The sequence below is a fragment of the Cytophaga sp. genome (assembly GCF_051961495.1).
Classification (GTDB): Bacteria; Bacteroidota; Bacteroidia; order Cytophagales; family Cytophagaceae; genus Cytophaga.
In genome coordinates this window covers 1-16536 of the sequence record NZ_JBQCDF010000033.1, presented here as the reverse complement: position 1 = coordinate 16536, position 16536 = coordinate 1, and the positions used below count along the sequence as shown (strand labels likewise).

Here is a 16536-nt window from a genome sequence, read left to right as displayed (position 1 = left end):
ACGCCCAATGCACAAAATGTAGGGGTGTATTGCATACGCCCGTATTGAAAACATCCGACGTATCGGAAACAGGGCGTATGCAACACGCTTCTACGATAAAATCAAATTTTACGGGTATATTCAATATGCCCATAAAACATAACATATGTTTGATTTAGATAAATGGCAGGAAATATTTAATACCATCAGGAAGCACCCGTTGCGGACCTTGCTTACTGCATTCGGTGTTTTCTGGGGGATCTTCATGCTGGTGTTGTTGCTGGCTGCCGGCAAAGGACTGGAGAATGGTGTGAACCAGAATTTCAGTAGCATGGCTAAAAATACTATGTGGATCTGGGGCGGTAAAACAACCATTCCATACAAAGGCATGAAGCCTGGCAGGTACGTGAGTTTTAAGAATGAAGATTATGAGTACCTGAAAAAGCAGATGCCGGAGATTTTGTATCTCGCAGCAGGCACAACGCTGACCGGAGATTACACGATCAATTATAAAAATGTTACCGGAAATTTTAAGGTAGATGGCAATGTGCCGGATCTGGATAATGTGCGGCCGATGAAATATTCCGAAGGCCGGTTTATTAACCAGCATGATGTGGATGAAAAACGTAAGGTTGCCGTGATTGGTACGCGTGTCCGTGAGCTGCTGTTCGGACAGGAACCATCGGTGGGTAAATACATTCAGATGAAGGGTGTTTACTTTCAGGTGATCGGTTGCTTCGAAGTAGAAAACATGGGCGGCAGCGGCCGCGATGATTCAGAGAAAATATTTATTCCCTTGTCTACGCTGCAGACAACATTCAACCTGCAGGATCGCATCAGTGTATTTGGTGTAACGCCCAGAGATGGCTATGATCCTATAGAAGTGGAAGATAAGGTAAAACAGTACCTGGCTACCAAACATTTGGTGTCACCCAAAGATAAAAATGCAGTGGGAGGCTGGAACTCGGGAAAGGAAACACAAAAGATCAACGGACTGTTTTTTGGCATTAATATTTTTATCTGGGGCGTTGGGATCATGAGTATCATCGCAGGGATTGTTGGTGTAAGCAACATCATGTTGATCATTGTGAAAGAGCGTACGAAAGAAATCGGAATCCGCAAAGCATTGGGAGCAACACCCATGTCGATCATTTCATTAATCATTCAGGAATCTGTTTTCATTACTTCACTCGCAGGTTACTTTGGTTTGCTTGCTGGTGTGTTACTTGTTGAATGGTTTAAAAGCATGCTGGCAACAGCCGATACAAAGAATTCCTATTTCACAAACCCGGATATCGATTTTGATGTTGCCATTACAGCAACCATTATCCTTGTATTTTCCGGAGCGCTGGCAGGTTTGATACCTGCAATCAAAGCTGCTAATATAAATCCTATTGAAGCCCTGCGGGCAGAATAAACATATGATCAAGAAAATTATTACCTATACACTTATTGCCGGAATGGCTTTTCTTTTTGTCTGGACATTCTGGTTTTTATATCAGAACTCACAAAAGAAACCAGTGATCTTTCAAACGGATAGCTTGTTCTATAGCGATGTGGTACAGAAGTCTGTTTCCGCCGGGGCGATTGTACCGCGTAAGGAAGTTGCGATCAAGTCACAGGTATCCGGTATTGTTGACCAACTGTATGTCGAAGCCGGAAAGTATGTTGAGAAAGGCGAACTGATTGCACGCATCCGCATAGTACCGAACATGGTGAATCTGAATAATGCGGAAACCAATGTAACAAAGGCACAACTGCAGCTGGAGCAGGCAGAGACCGAATACAACCGATACAAAAAACTGTATGAGGAACAGCTCATTCCGCAGGCAGAGTTTAATCGTTATCAGCTGGATTATAACCAGGCGAAAGAAACGCTGCGCGCTGCGGTGAATAATTATGACATTGTAAAAGAAGGTGCAACCAAGCAGGCAGGAAATGCTACGAACCTGGTACGCGCGACGGTTAGCGGTATGGTGCTTGACGTGCCTGTTGAAGAAGGCGGCTTTGTGATTGAAGGAAATACATTCAACGAAGGCACAACTATTGCTTTTATTGCCAACATGAATGACATGATTTTCCTCGGCAAGGTAGATGAGTCTGAAGTGGGGAAAATATACAAAGGCATGGATATCGACCTGCACATTGGTGCCATAGATAACAAGACTTTTCCGGCGAAGCTGGAATTTATTTCTCCCAAAGGTATTACCGAAGACGGCGCGATTAAATTTGAAATTAAAGCTGCTGTACATATTGATAAAAAGGAATATATCCGTTCGGGTTACAGTGCCAATGCTGACCTGGTGTTGCAGCGCCGCGATTCGGTGCTGGTGATTAAAGAATCATTGCTGCAATTTAAAGGAGACTCTGTTTTTGCAGAAGTAGAAACCAAACCACAGGAGTTTAAAAAACAGCTTGTGAAAACCGGCTTGTCGGATGGAATCAAGGTAGAAGTATTGTCGGGTCTGAAGCCAACGGATAAGATCAAGGTTGTGGTAGAGAAACCGAAGATGTAATCGGTAAAGAATCAACAATTGCAATCCAATGAAAACTAAACTTCTGATCGGTTTGTGTGCTTTGATTATATCTATCGGATTCACTTTAAAGAATCCGGTGATTAATTCTGACGCCTCTGCATACAATGGTTTGAAGATTGATTCATCTACCTTAAAAGATATAGAAGCTGTTTACGGCTTTGACTATGAAGTAGACACCTGGACGACTAAAGTAACAGTCGGTACTACAGAAGGAGAATCGATTCCGATCAATAAAATTACGTATCCTAAGCAAGGAGTCAGTTTTATTGTTTTAGGAGAAGATATCAGAAATGTCCCGATTTATAAAATACTCTTTGCCTGGCCGTTTAAAGGCAGTACAGAAAAGAATATCATAATAGGTAAAAGTACTTTCCGGGATGTGATTAAACAATATGGGGCTGGTCAGTGGAGTATAGGCCATCCGTTGGATCGTGCAAAAAAGCTTTCCCTATTGTATAGTACCATTACGTTTCGTGCCGATAAATTTTATACCGAAGAAGAATATAATCAGATTAACAAAGATGATTTTTTAGATTTGGTTGTATCTGAAATCATACTGGAAGGTGAGCATTATTAAATGGCAGATTGATGTTTAGTTTGTGTACACGAAAATAACCGAGTAGGATAATTCCGGAACAATTACCAAATATATACGTAATCACTTATTCAGTTATAATCAAAGTTAAATGAAGCAATCTATTGAGCGTACGACATCTTATAAAAAGAATGCAATTCTTGCTATACTATCAATTATATTTTTTGTTTTCTCTTACTTATTTTTAATAGCCTTAGTTTTTTTGCTGGTTGGGATATGTTTCTATATCGCCCTTAATATTATGATCTTCCATCCGGGCCTTATTACACTATTTGTTGGAATCGGTCTCATGGCGATGAGTTTTATGGTCGTCATTTTTTTGTTCGAATTCGTTTTTTCAAAAAACAATACAGATCGGTCTCATTTAATTGAACTTAAAAAAGAGCAGCAACCGGAATTATTTAAGTTAATTGAGGAGATTGTAAAAGAAGTCAAAACAGATTTTCCTAAACATGTTTATTTGTCGGGAGATGTAAATGCCGCTGTTTTTTATGATTCAGGCTTCTGGAGTATGTTTTTACCGATCAGGAAAAATCTGATCGTTGGGATTGGATTGGTGAATACTATTTCTGTCGAGGAATTTAAAGCAATCCTGGCACATGAATTTGGACACTTTTCGCAGCAAAGCATGAAAGTGGGTGTATATGTATCAAACGTGAATCATATAATTTTTAATATGTTGAGCGATAGAGAATCGTATGGCCGGTTTGTGCAGCAATGGATGAGTTTTAGCTCGTATATACATATCTTTATCAAAACGGCAGTAACAATTATTGAAGGAATAAAATTTATCCTAAAGAAGCTATATGAAATAGTTAATCTTAATTATTTAAAACTGTCAAGGGAGATGGAGTTTGATGCGGATGCTATTGCTGCAAAAGTAGCCGGATCTGACGCTTTGTCCAGAGCTCTTATGAGAATCTCTCTGGCTGATTTTTGTTATGCAAATGCGGTGAATTATTATTTTACAAAAATTGAACAGAAAGTAAGTACTGAAAATATATATCCGCAACAGAAATTTGTTATGAATTTTACAGCTGCGCAGCAGCATATTCCTGTTGAAAACGGACTGCCGCAGATATCATATGAATATCTGAATAGATTCAATAAGTCTAAATTAAGTTTAGTTGAAGATTGGAATTCGCATCCAAGCACAGAAGACCGCGTCGCTCATCTGCAATTGCTGAATTTACCTGCGGGAAATTCAAATTCAAACCAGGCTTCAACTATTTTTTCAAACATCGTTGATTTTGAACGGGAATTTACCCGTAAGCTTTTTTTATTACCTCCGTATTCAAGCAGGCCGGTAGACATTACAATCGAAGACTTTATTAAGGGGTATACGAATGAAATTAATTCCAATTCGTATGATGCCTCATATAATGGTTACTACGATTTTATTAATCCTGGTTTAATAGATGAAGCTAAATTACCTGTGTTGGAGGATTGGTCACCGAAATACATTGAAAAGCTGTTTGACCAGCAGGCAGTAAGCTTAGCCTGTCGTGTAAATGTGCTGGAAAATGATATCACAGCATTGAAGCAGATTTCCAGTCAGGAATTAAAAATTCAATGGATTCAATATGATGGTACTAAATATTATTACAGAAGAGCCGGTGCATTAATCGAACAATTGGAAGCCGAAGCCAAAGAATTAAAGCAGAAAACTGATGCGCATGATCATGAGATTTATTCCTTTTTTCATCATCTGGCTGTTGAGCAAAATAAAGCGCATGAATTTAAAGAACTTTACAGGAGGGTTCTTGATGCATTGACTGCATTTGAGCGGAAAAATCCTGTATATATGGATCTTGCCAAAGAGGCTGCTTTCATGTCTCAATCACTTTCATTTGATGTAATTGAAGCAAATCTTAAATTGATCTACCGCCAGGAAAGATTTTTTAAAAAGGAGGTGGAAGATATACTTGGAAATCCATTGTTTGAAAATATATTAAATGACGAAATAAAAGAAGTATTTACACAATACCTTTCACAGGATTGGCAGTACTTTAATCGTACCGCATATAACGAGAAAGCAGTTGATGTATTTTATAAAAGTCTTCAGGGGTATCAGTTTGTATTGGCGCAGCTGATTTTTAAACATAAAAAAGCTTTGTTGGATTATATGGCTGATCTGGCCAGGTAATTTCAGCATATAACCATATTGAAAAAATTAAAATTTATATAACTATGGTAAACGTATTTTTAAAAGCAAAACACTGGCAGTTGTTTATTCTGATGTTCGTGATTCCTTTTGTATTTCAGATGGTGATGATGTATATGATGATTGTGAATGTAATTATGGCAAGAGCGCATGAACCATTCTTTATGTATAAGTACTTTGGGTATTTCTTTTTGATTGCGACACTTTATGCAGGCGTTATTTTTGGTTGGTTCTGGTCTGTTACTACCGGTCTGCAACATAAAATACCTCAGCATATTCGCTTAAAACTAACTAGGTTTAAAGTTTTCTTTTTTATACCGCTGGTTTACATTGCTTGTATTATGGTTTTTATACAAATAGCTATGAATGGCTTCATTAAAGGAGTTCCAGATATCGGTTTTATATTTTCGATAATCGGAATTATTGTTCCAATGCATTTGTTTTCAATATTCTGTATCTTGCATACAATGTACTTTGTTGCCAAGACAATTAAAACAGTTGAGTTACAACATGAGGTTACATTTACAGATTTCGTAGGGGAGTTTTTTCTTGCCTGGTTTTTTCTAATTGGTGTCTGGATTCTTCAGCCTCAAATCAATAAGATGGTTGCAGATAAATAAGTATTCTATAATTTCTTGCAGTAGTTTCTTCACCTGCTCTTGTTTATTCCTAAAAGAAATGACATATCAGAAGGAATAAGGTATCTATGTGTAATAGATCAAGGCTTTAAGCTTTTCGCGTTAAGCCTTAAGCTTCACTCAATAAAAATCAGTTGTAATACTTACGCTGCTGTTCCTGCCTCTGTCGTCGCTGCAGGATATTTTTGTAATGCCTTCCTCCGGCAGGAAAAAAACTTCTTCTTTCGGTGTTGCTTCCTTATAGAATTTGCCGTTGAGATACCAGTATACTTTTAACACATCATTGGGAACAATGCACTTCAACTGAATCTCAGTAGGTACAGCGCGTTCAATTAAATACTCTTTATTGTTGGTAGGCATTACAATCTTCGGACCCTGATCCTGCATGATCCGTACGCACATGGGATTATGTACAGGCGGCTTTTCATAAGGGATATGCTGTGAATCATAAAAATCCGCCAGCGCGGCAGAAATATTCGGATAGGTTCTGGTGATGTAGCCGCCATCAGGTATGCAGGAGGTGCAGTAACTGTAAGCAAGATTGGCCGATACAGTATATTCCTTCATATGCTGGCATTGCTGATTCGGTGATACTTTCGGGATGTATTGATCGATCATGCTTTCTGCGCAATGTTCGCCCATGGGTAATCCGCTGTAGGTACAAACAGTACGCAGCTGCAGTGATTTTGGTTTGAAGAACCAATGCTGCAGGGAATTGTAATCAAGCGTATTGAATAATTCAAACAGCAGTGGTGTAGCGATGTCTGTGCCAGTCAATTCATGTACACCGGTTGCATCGAAGTTGCCGAGCCATACACCAATGGTATATTTTTTATTATAACCAACGCACCAGGCATCTTTCCGTCCGTAGGAAGTACCGGTTTTCCAGGCAATGTGCGGGATATGAAAACTGCTTTGCATGTTATTGGGCAGATCCGGACGTGTAATCTGTGTCAGGATCTCAGAGATCATATAGGAAGAAGCTTCTGATAGTACCGGTGTAGAAAAGGAAGAAGAATCCTGTTGCAGGATAGGATAATTATATAATGTTCCGTTTTGAGCAAAGATCGTGTAGAGATGCGCAAGCTCTTCAAGTGTTACGCCGCAGCCACCGAGGGATAAGGAAAGTCCCAGGTGTGCTTCGTCACGTTTGATCTGTTTGAAACCGCTTTTGACAAGGGCTTTGGTAACCAAAGCTGGAGTAAGTTGTTCAATGGTTTTTACTGCAGGAATGTTTAATGAATAAGCCAGGGATTTTTCAACCGAGACCAATCCATTGAAATGCTCATCGAAATTCGTCGGTATATATCCGTCGAAGTTGGTTGGAATATCTTCAATTACCATTTTAGGAGTAAGCAAACCTTTATCAAAGGCCATGCCGTAGATGAATGGTTTCAGTGTACTGCCTGGTGAACGGATAGCATTAACACCATCTACCTGTCCGTCAAACTCTCTGTCGTCAAAATTCGGAGAGCCGATATAAGCTTCTGTTTTTTTTGTTTCATTGTTAAAAATAATCACCGCACTGTTATGGATTCCCATCTGTTTAATGCGGGCCATGTAGTTCTCCAGTATGATCTGTGCACGTTCCTGGGTGGTGAGTTTTATATTCGTATTGATCTCGGTGAGCCGTGGATATTTTCTATGCAGACGTACACTTAAGTGCTGCGCTTTTTTAGGCAGTGGTTTGCGTACGGCATAAACATTTTCTTTTAATGCATCCTGTATACGTGCGGCATCGAACAGTTCTCCTTCGGCGAAACGTTCAAGCCACTTGTTACGCTCGGCCATCAGTACCTGCGGATATCGTTGCGGATTTAAAGATACGGGCCTGTTGGGAATGATGGTTAGCGAAACGATCTGCGCTAAGCTTAACTGTTCGGGTGATTTCTGAAAATAAAGCAGGGAAGCGGCCTTTACTCCTTCAATGTTAGATCCATAGGGAACGAAGTTGATGTACAGTTCAAGGATTTCTTCTTTGCTGTAATGCAGTTCCAGCTGCAGTGCCCGGAAGATTTCTACAAATTTATTCAGGTAAGTTCGATCGCGTGGCTCTAATAAACGAACCACTTGCATGGTGATCGTGGATGCCCCGGAGGTTTTTTTATTTTTAAGTATATTATTGAACGCTGCACGGGTAATCGCAAAGACATTAATACCCGGATGATAATAAAAGTATTTATCTTCCTTGTTGATGAAAGCCTTTTTAAGATCCGGATGCATTTCTTTTGTACTGATTTTGAAACGCCATTTTTCATCTTTACTTAAAAAAGCGTGAATAATTTCTCCCTTATCAGCAGTGACAACAGTTGAATACTGTGGAAGAGGAGGGAGTTTAAAAATCAGATCCAGGATAAAAAACAAAACAATCAGACCTGCAGTGAAAGACGCAAGTCTGATTGTTGTTTTTTTAGAAGGAATTATTTTCTTGAATACAGGATGCATGCAGCTTATTTAGCCGTAACAGTGATGGTGCCGGAACCATTGTATGAATGATATTCGCCATTGTACATGGCATCAGCGCTTACAGGCCCAAGTTTGAATTTACCCGTACTTACAGCACGTACCATATAATAATAGTATCTGACATCATTGGTTGCAGTTACAAACATGTTGATCCGGTCATCGCGGATATCAAAGTATTCAGGTGTTGAATTGTTTTTGATCCAGCTTACTTCTGAATAATCATTCAATCGTGGATTTTCAATTTCGAATCCTGCCGGCAGCATGTCTGTCAACACAACGTTTTCAACGTTGCTCTTATCTTTCGATTGAACAGCAAGACGTACAACAATCAGATCATTCTGTTTAAAGTTATTGCTATTGATTGGTGAACCATTGCGGTCGAAGAACTGTCTGCGGACCGCCAGGAAATTATCTTCTTCCTTCACGGTACCATTCATGCTGATACCTTCAGCTTCCCATGAATAATAAAGCGTTCCTGTACCTTTGGTAACAATGGAAATGGTATTATTGGATTGATTTTTATTTATTACCAATACACCTGAATTATAAGTTCCGATATTAGCACTGCCACTTTTAATATCTGCTACAACTGTGCTATTAGCATTTTTACGGGCGATCTTACCCAGTGCAATCAATGCAAATGAGGTTTCCTGCGTATTCAGGTAGTACTTATTTTTCAGCTGTTCACTCAGGTGTTTTGTTAACATGCCAATCTGTGCATTGTTCGGATCATTCTCAACCATTACATCCAGTATGATTGCCATGTCACGCACATAGCTGTAGTAGCTGCCGTCGAAACTGTTGATCGATTTTTCATTGTCAAAAGATGCTGGAATCAGGGTTCTGTAAGAAGCCTGGTCACCGATACGAAGATAGGTTGCGGCTAACAGGTAACGGCTGTCTGTTGCCAGCATGCTTGTATTTGTTTTGTAGAAGTTCATTACAGATAAATCCTGTTGGTTGTACAGGCTCATCACATACAAGGAATAGAAGATCTCTTTCGCTGCGATTACACGGTTTTTATAGGTGTTGTTGTAATCATAGTAATAGTATGTGTACTGACCTTTTTCTTTTACTTTATTTTTCAGGTAACTGATTGCTTTGTCAATTACATTTGCCTGCACTTCATAACCTGCTTTTTTCGCTTCAATCAGAAAGTGTGTTGCATACGCAGTACCCCACCAGTTACCTTCGTAATTACCCGGCCAGTAACCGAAGCTGCCGTTATAGGTCTGCATGGTGTAGATACGGTTGATACCTTCCTGTACCATTTTTTCAGGGGATTCGGTTGTGTAGCTTGCTTGTTTAAGCTCTTTCATCAGATCACGTATGTATAGCTGCGGGAAAGCTCTTGAGGTCGTCTGTTCAATACAACCATGCGGATAGCCGATCAAATAACTCAGATTTTTCGTAAAGCTGACCATCGGCGAACGGCTCACAACAATTTTAGTCGCGACGCTCGACGGAACAAAATCATTCGTCATGGTAAAGTTGGCTGTACTGCCACCATTAACAGAACCTGAACCCGATAGCTTAATTAAGGATGTAATCGGTCTTACAGTAATGTCGATTTCTTCCTTAAACACTTCGTTGATAGCCTTGATCGATGTTACGATCTGGGCAGTGCCAACTTTCTGATCGGCAACCATTTTAAAGCTGACTTGTTTTTCAGAGTTGGCTGGTATGTCAATCTGCTGTGTGTTGTTGCCAAACACTTTAACTGCGCCGGTTGTACTGATGGTTACATCTGCACGGATTGGTTTAGGGGTTGTATTACTTAAGGTAACAGGCATATTTAGTGAATCACCCGGACTTAAGAACCGTGGCAAGGCAGTAGATGTTACAATCGGGTCAGCAACTTTCATGCTCTTCTGCCCGGAGCCGAAATGGTTGTCTTTATAGGCGACCGCCATGATTCGCAAATCGCCTGAGAATTGCGGAATGTCAATTTCATAACATACCTCACCATTTGAATTTGTTTTCAGGATGCCGCTCCAGAATGTAACAAGTTTAACACGTTTGTTAGTCAGCGGATTTGCACGTTTGCTTAAGTTGTAGCCGTCACCACCAATTCTGCTTGAGTTTGTATTTAGCTCCGCGAGCAGACGTGCATATACATCATATGAGTTTACTTCCAGCGCACGCTTGCGGTAGAAGAAGCCATAAGGATCCGGTGTTTTGGTATTTTTTAACTGCAGAATGCCTTCGTCGATTACAGCAATTGTCACCTGTATATCTGACTCTGCTTTGGTTTTAATACAGATCTTCTGTTTTGTTCTGGACCTGCTTTTCTCAACAGCAGTGATCTGAATCGGTAATCTGTTTTCGTTTTTATTGACAGTAAGATTCTGGAAACCGTGTGCGACCGTCAGCGGGACCTTCTGGTCTGTATTCGGCTTGATCAGTGTTGCCGATACATAGATGTTTGGCAGGTATTCATCTTTCAATGGAATCGTATATGCAGCAGAACGGTTGTTGGTTTCAAGCACTTTATATTCATACACTTTATTACGTTCGATCGTAAGGATCAATTTACCTTCAAACGGCGTTTTGAATAATAATTTAGCCTCGTCGCCAACGTTGTATTCTTTCTTGTCTGTTTCTATCGTTACTTTTCCTTCCGTGTTTACTTCAAAAGATGTGGATGAAGTGTTGTTCCACCCATATGCATAGAAGTAATTACTTACATAGGATTGTGCATCTGGTGCATACAAACGGATTTCATATTCGCCCGATTGTGTTGGTATGAAGCTGTATGTTTGTCCGGGCTTGCTGATCGTTAACGACTTGTTATCCATTACACGGATCTTACGTTGCGATACGTAACGGTAGTCATCATCATAGACTTTCTGCATGACTGTCTGCCATTCGTATTTGATTACTTCAACGCGTGCAGGGGCTACTACGGCATCGCCTTTTCTGTTTACAGCAATCAACGGAATATTGAACGGCTGATTGGTGCTCACATAGCTATCGGTATATTTAATACCGTAGAATATTTCCTGCGTATAAACTTCCAGCTGATTAACCTGATGTACCGGGCGACCCGATTCATCAAATACCGTTGTGAATATTTTACCCTGCAGCACACCACAATTCTCATAGCTGGATGAGAATGTGAAGTCCTGCGTTCCTTTTCCTTCGCTATCAGTTTTGCCTTCACGCAATTCATTCTTGAATTCATTGTATGAAGACGCGTTGATACCAAAATCAAATCCCGGGAATTTAGGAGCAGTGAAGTACTTACGGGTCAGGGATAATTCTACTTCATAGTTTCTGTTTGCCGCCGGTGGACCGAATAGATTCAGAGCCTGTAGGGAAGTAGTAAGTTTATCTGTCAATGCCAGTTCACTTTTATTAACCGTAGCATTTACTTTGATTCTGTCTGGCATGAATTCTTCCACACTGATGTTGATTGAATTCAATAAAACATTGGTGGATGTATATAATTCAACGGAGTACGTTCCTGTAACGGTTGTTTCCGGTAACTTAAACGAAGTCTCAAAAGCGCCCTGCTCATTTAATGTTCCACGGATGTTCTGGAAATCTTTCCCGTTTGGCAGTACTACTTTCAATTTTACAGGAACTGCTTTTAATGCCAGCCAGTTTACATCGCGTACGATGGTATTGAGGTAAACGGTTTCTCCCGGACGATAGATTTCGCGGTCTCCATAAATGAACGCTTCATAACCGGTTTCGTTTTCCTTGGCACCGCCGGTTTCATATTCGGTATTTTCAACATACCCCTGATTGAAGTGCAGGTAATTAAAGTCATTGCCATTGGTGGCCGTGATCATTTTAACCGTAAAGTTCTTGATCTTGCTTTTCAGGTCTGTAATGTGAAGCACACCATTATTGTCTGTCTTGCCGGTATATACGGTTTGGTTGTTGTGGCTGATCAGATTCAGCTCTACATCTGCCAGCGCTTCATTAGTCAGGATGGAGTTGGCCATGATGAACAAATCATTTTTACCTTGCTTGGCAATCAAGCCTACATCTGATATGGAAACAAATTTAGAATCACCTAACCAGCGATCTTCGGTAGAATTTACTTTTACGATGTAGATTCCTTTGAATTGATTGATGTCGCTGAAACTCAGGTTTAGTAATGGTGTGCCATTAACCTTTTTTAAATTTTTGGTTTCAATTTCTTTGGTATAGATCACATCACCGATTTCTTCCAGCCCATAATAGGAATGCCCGTAATCGTTGTAGTAGTATTCTTCCTCGTCATCGTAATATTCATAATTGCCGATGCCGTTGCTTCTGAAAAATGAAAGCACGTTGTTCGCATAAATCTTGTAAATCGTTACCTCAACTTTAGGAACGTTGATGATACGGATAGCTATGTTCTTATTTCCTTTGCTGCTAAGGTAAACGCCTTTTTGAGAGATGAAGCTGATGGCAGGCTTAGGTGTGCCGAATAAAACAGTTTCTGTATAATCACTTTTTAATGTTCCGCCGAAAATCCCCTGCAGCTCTTTTTTGATTGTTAACTCGTACGATTCGTTTGTGCCGAATGCGGCTTTGATATAAAAGCCGGCATTTTGTTTTTCAATGGTGAACGGTATCTCAGGTTCAATCGTAATAAGCGATTCAATGTTCTCTGTTGCTACTTCCTGGTTCGTGTTTACATTGATATAACCATTTTGTTCATTGTATTCAGGTGTTGCGCCAATAATCTGGAAGGTGCCTTTTGACGTTATGAATGTCTCGTATGCGATGGATTCAGGAGTAACATAGTTACTCTCTGCGCATTTCAATCCGGGCTTGATGGAAACCAATGCTTTTTTGTCATCGTAGGAAGTTGCTCCTTCTGATACGCCGATATCAATGGTGTTGCTTACCGTAGTGGTATATACATCAACAGGCAGCGCCTTGCTTTCGATACTGATCTGTAATAAATCTTTCAGCTGCGCGGGATTGATCTTGTAATTAAATGTCAAGGTCATTCGCACCTCGTTCACGGCTTTATTACTTTCTTTTTTTGCCCAGTAATTATCTATCTGAATCAAATTCAGATAAGGAGTATGGAATTCAAAAGTAATTTCATCGCCTAATTTCTTTTTAGAAACCGCTTCTTTGACTATGTCTTCTGTTAGTTCAGCTTTGTAAGCTGTGCTGGGTGCAAAGCCTACAGTAGGAGAGAAGGTAAGTTCATTTGGGGCTGTCCATTTAAACATCCCTTTTACTTCAGGGCTGAATTTTACCAAAGGCTTTGATGACCATGCGTCGAGTGCACTGTCGCCAACAATGTCTTCTGTAAATTGTATGACAACATTCTGCTGAAGATTGATTTCTCCCTGGGTATTGGTTTCTTTAATTTCAATGAGGTCTTTTTTGCTGCATGAAAAAATACCAGTCAATAAAAGACATGCGATAAAGGTCTTTAAAATAGAATGCATAGAGTTCGGTCGTGTTAAAAAGTGAACGACTGAAAACTACACAATTTTATCAGTAAAAAGAATCAGAAAGCGGGAACGTGGACTACTTTTTTTGTTTCGAAAAATTCTTCTTCGAAAAACATGTTCAGGTCGTATTCGTAAGCCGGACGGTTCAGTTCCTGAATCTCTTCGGTAAGATCTCCGCCTTTTAAATACAGGATGCCGTTATTCAAATCATTGAACTGATCGTCGTCAAATTTAGTGCGGATCCAGCCCCAGAATGGTTTGAAGCGTGTCACGGCGCGGCTAACAACGAAATGATATTTGTCCTTTACATCTTCTGCACGGCCATGGGTAGCAGTAACATTGGCGATGCCTGCGCCGGCACATACGCCTTCAACCACTTTGATTTTTTTGCCGATGGAGTCAATCAGATGGAAATGGCATTCCGGAAAAAGAATGGCAAGGGGAACGCCCGGGAAACCACCGCCGGTGCCTACATCCAGAATTCTGGTGCCCGGTTTGAAAGCCATAACCTTGGCAATACCCAGTGAATGCAGTACATGGCGTTCGTATAACTGATCAATATCCTTGCGCGAAACGACATTTATTTTTTCGTTCCATTCAGCATACAGATCTTTTAACGCGCTGAACTTTTTAGTTTGTTCAGGGGTAAGATGCTTAAAGTATTTTTCAATGATTTGCAAAACCTGATCAGTAGAAAGGTATCAGATAGAATCTTTACGGTTTTTAACCAGATCTAACAGCAATTCACGGGCGCGGTGCAGCTGTGCTTTAACAGTACCAAGAGGAGCCTCGATAGCAACAGCGATTTCTTCATAGGAATACTCTTCGAAATAACGAAGGCGTACAAGCGTTTGATATTTAGGTGGAAGCTTGCTCACAATTGCCTGAATGATTTCAATCTTCTGGCTTTTGATCGCTTCTTCAAAAGGAGTTAAGTTGTTATCCTTAATTTCCATTTCAGTATGCTCGCCGTTATCATCTTTGAAAGATGACGAGATGCTGGTTGTTACTAATTTTTTACGGCGGATAAAATCGATACAGTTGTTTGTCGCGATACGGAACAACCAGGTACTGAAAGTAAAGTCAGGGTTGAATTTATGTAAATTCTTAAAGGCTTTGGCGAATGCCTCAATAGTAAGGTCTTCTGCATCATCCACATTCCGGATCATTTTCAGGATCATGTGATACACAGGTTTCTTATAGCGAGACATCAGTTCTGCATACGCTTTCTCATCGCCGGTCGCCTTAGCTTTTTCTACTAATAAAAAGTCTTTTTTTGCCTTTTCTGAAAACTCTCTTCCTTCGGGAAGGTCATTTATTACTTCCATTTTTTTATAGGTACAACCAGATTATAAAAACCTGCGAATAGTAGATAATTCAAATACAATATTTCAGCAATTGTAAGAAACAGAATCGGTAGCCTAGCGTTCAATTTCTGCCCAATACACACAAAAATACTTATAAATATACATGTTCTCAAAATATAAAATAGCATTATCTGCTTAAAATCGAAAGAAAAAAGGGAATATATCAGGCTTATATAGTAAATACTACTTAAAAATGGGTAAATGGACAGCCCAAGAAGTACTGCCATTGGATATTGTTTGCCGGCATGTAAATGACGGTGTTTTTGTTTCCACCAGGCGCTGAAACCTTCTGCTGGCTGGCTTAACGTAATTCCAAACTTTGAAATATTCACAGTTGAATTTGAGCCGGAAGCAATTTTCTGGATCAATAAATCATCATCACCCCCTAAATGTCCGGCATGTTTTCCAAAGCCGCCATTGTTGATAAATAATTCCTTTTTATAGAGCAGATTCCTGCCAACAGCCATATAAGGTTTCCTTAAAATGGCCCAGCTGATATAATTCAGCGCTGTAAATAGCGTTTCAAAACGTATAAGCCGGTTTAACAAGGTCTTCTTTTCAGCATAAAGGGAAATTCCCAGGCAAATCTCTTTCCTTCCTTTAGTTTCCATCATGGAAGAAATCCATTGGTCGGAAAGGGGATAACAATCCGCATCGGTTAGTAAAATCCAGGGATGCACAGCTTGTCTGATCGCTGTATCAAGCGCAGCTTTTTTGGGATTCATGCCGGCTGCAATATCCTGTATGTCGATGTATTTCAGGGCAGGGTTGGAGAGGGATTGCAGGAAATTCTGTGAGCCGTCGTTGCAGCGGTCGCAAGCTATGATCACTTCAAATGCAGGATAGGATTGATTTAAAATGGAAGGGAGGAACCGTTTTAAATTTTCAATTTCATTATGAGCGGCTATTACAACACTAACCCCTTCTTTATGAGTATCTACATCGGGTTTTTTTCTGAACAAAACTGCAGACAATTGAATAAGCAGCCAGATAATGGATGCGGTGCCGGAGAGGTAGCAGGTAAGCAGTATAAAAGTGTTTGAGTTCAAGCTTTTTTCTTCAATAATAATCAAAAAAACAGATTCGCGGAATCTTATTCCGTGGGTAATTTTTATTTGCGATTATTCAGCGAACGGCTTTATCTCCTTGATAAATAAAAGTAATTTAGCATACTTAAAGTAATACTATGTTTTATAAAGTTGAGCATACCGACAAAGGAACCAGTGCCCGGGCGGGAGTAATCACAACGGACCACGGAACCTTCGAAACACCTATTTTTATGCCTGTAGGTACGGCAGGTACTGTGAAAGCAATGCACCAGCGCGAGCTGGAACAGGAGGCGAATGCACCTGTCATCCTGGGGAATACGTATCATTTAT

Annotated in this window: 11 protein-coding genes; 6 read left to right on the top strand and 5 right to left on the bottom strand. The window is 40.1% G+C overall.

Going from position 1 to position 16536, the window contains the following annotated elements; all coding sequences use genetic code 11:
* Positions 1-145 precede the first annotated feature (145 nt).
* The 5 genes from ACTHJT_RS01770 (at position 146) to ACTHJT_RS01750 (ending at position 5895) form a co-directional block, all read left to right on the top strand.
* Complete coding sequence (locus ACTHJT_RS01770) at positions 146-1396, top strand: ABC transporter permease (RefSeq protein ID WP_440235924.1); 1251 nt, start codon at positions 146-148, stop codon at positions 1394-1396.
* A gap of 4 nt (positions 1397-1400) precedes the next feature.
* Positions 1401-2495: an efflux RND transporter periplasmic adaptor subunit gene (locus ACTHJT_RS01765; RefSeq protein WP_440235922.1), complete on the top strand. Its 1095-nt coding sequence runs from the start codon at positions 1401-1403 to the stop codon at positions 2493-2495.
* A 28-nt stretch (positions 2496-2523) separates the two neighbouring features.
* On the top strand, positions 2524-3093 hold the full coding sequence (locus tag ACTHJT_RS01760) for a hypothetical protein (protein ID WP_440235920.1): 570 nt from the start codon (positions 2524-2526) through the stop codon (positions 3091-3093).
* Between the two features lie 259 nt (positions 3094-3352).
* A complete protein-coding gene (locus ACTHJT_RS01755) occupies positions 3353-5257 on the top strand; it encodes a M48 family metallopeptidase (RefSeq protein ID WP_440235919.1) in 1905 nt (634 codons plus the stop codon).
* A gap of 44 nt (positions 5258-5301) precedes the next feature.
* Positions 5302-5895 (top strand): hypothetical protein, encoded by a 594-nt coding sequence (locus tag ACTHJT_RS01750; protein ID WP_440235918.1) that lies wholly within the window; start codon positions 5302-5304, stop codon positions 5893-5895.
* A gap of 138 nt (positions 5896-6033) precedes the next feature.
* Here the strand turns inward: ACTHJT_RS01750 and pbpC are convergent, their stop codons facing one another.
* The 5 genes from pbpC to ACTHJT_RS01725 form a co-directional block, all read right to left on the bottom strand.
* Complete coding sequence (pbpC, locus tag ACTHJT_RS01745; protein ID WP_440235917.1) at positions 6034-8358, bottom strand: penicillin-binding protein 1C; 2325 nt, start codon at positions 8356-8358, stop codon at positions 6034-6036.
* 5 nt (positions 8359-8363) lie between these two features.
* Positions 8364-13784, bottom strand: a complete 5421-nt coding sequence (locus tag ACTHJT_RS01740) for an alpha-2-macroglobulin family protein (RefSeq protein WP_440235916.1) — start codon at positions 13782-13784, stop codon at positions 8364-8366.
* Between the two features lie 62 nt (positions 13785-13846).
* Positions 13847-14470: a 16S rRNA (guanine(527)-N(7))-methyltransferase RsmG gene (gene rsmG / locus ACTHJT_RS01735; RefSeq protein ID WP_440235915.1), complete on the bottom strand. Its 624-nt coding sequence runs from the start codon at positions 14468-14470 to the stop codon at positions 13847-13849.
* A gap of 21 nt (positions 14471-14491) precedes the next feature.
* Positions 14492-15118 carry an RNA polymerase sigma factor gene (locus ACTHJT_RS01730; RefSeq protein ID WP_440235913.1) on the bottom strand — a complete coding sequence of 209 codons (627 nt, stop codon included), beginning with the start codon at positions 15116-15118 and terminating at the stop codon, positions 14492-14494.
* Positions 15109-16206 carry a glycosyltransferase gene (locus ACTHJT_RS01725; protein ID WP_440235911.1) on the bottom strand — a complete coding sequence of 366 codons (1098 nt, stop codon included), beginning with the start codon at positions 16204-16206 and terminating at the stop codon, positions 15109-15111. Before ACTHJT_RS01725 ends, ACTHJT_RS01730 begins: the two co-directional genes overlap by 10 nt.
* A gap of 137 nt (positions 16207-16343) precedes the next feature.
* Here ACTHJT_RS01725 and ACTHJT_RS01720 point away from each other — a divergent pair.
* Positions 16344-16536, top strand: a 193-nt coding sequence (locus ACTHJT_RS01720) for a tRNA-guanine transglycosylase (protein ID WP_440235909.1), incomplete at its 3' end; no start/stop codon positions are given.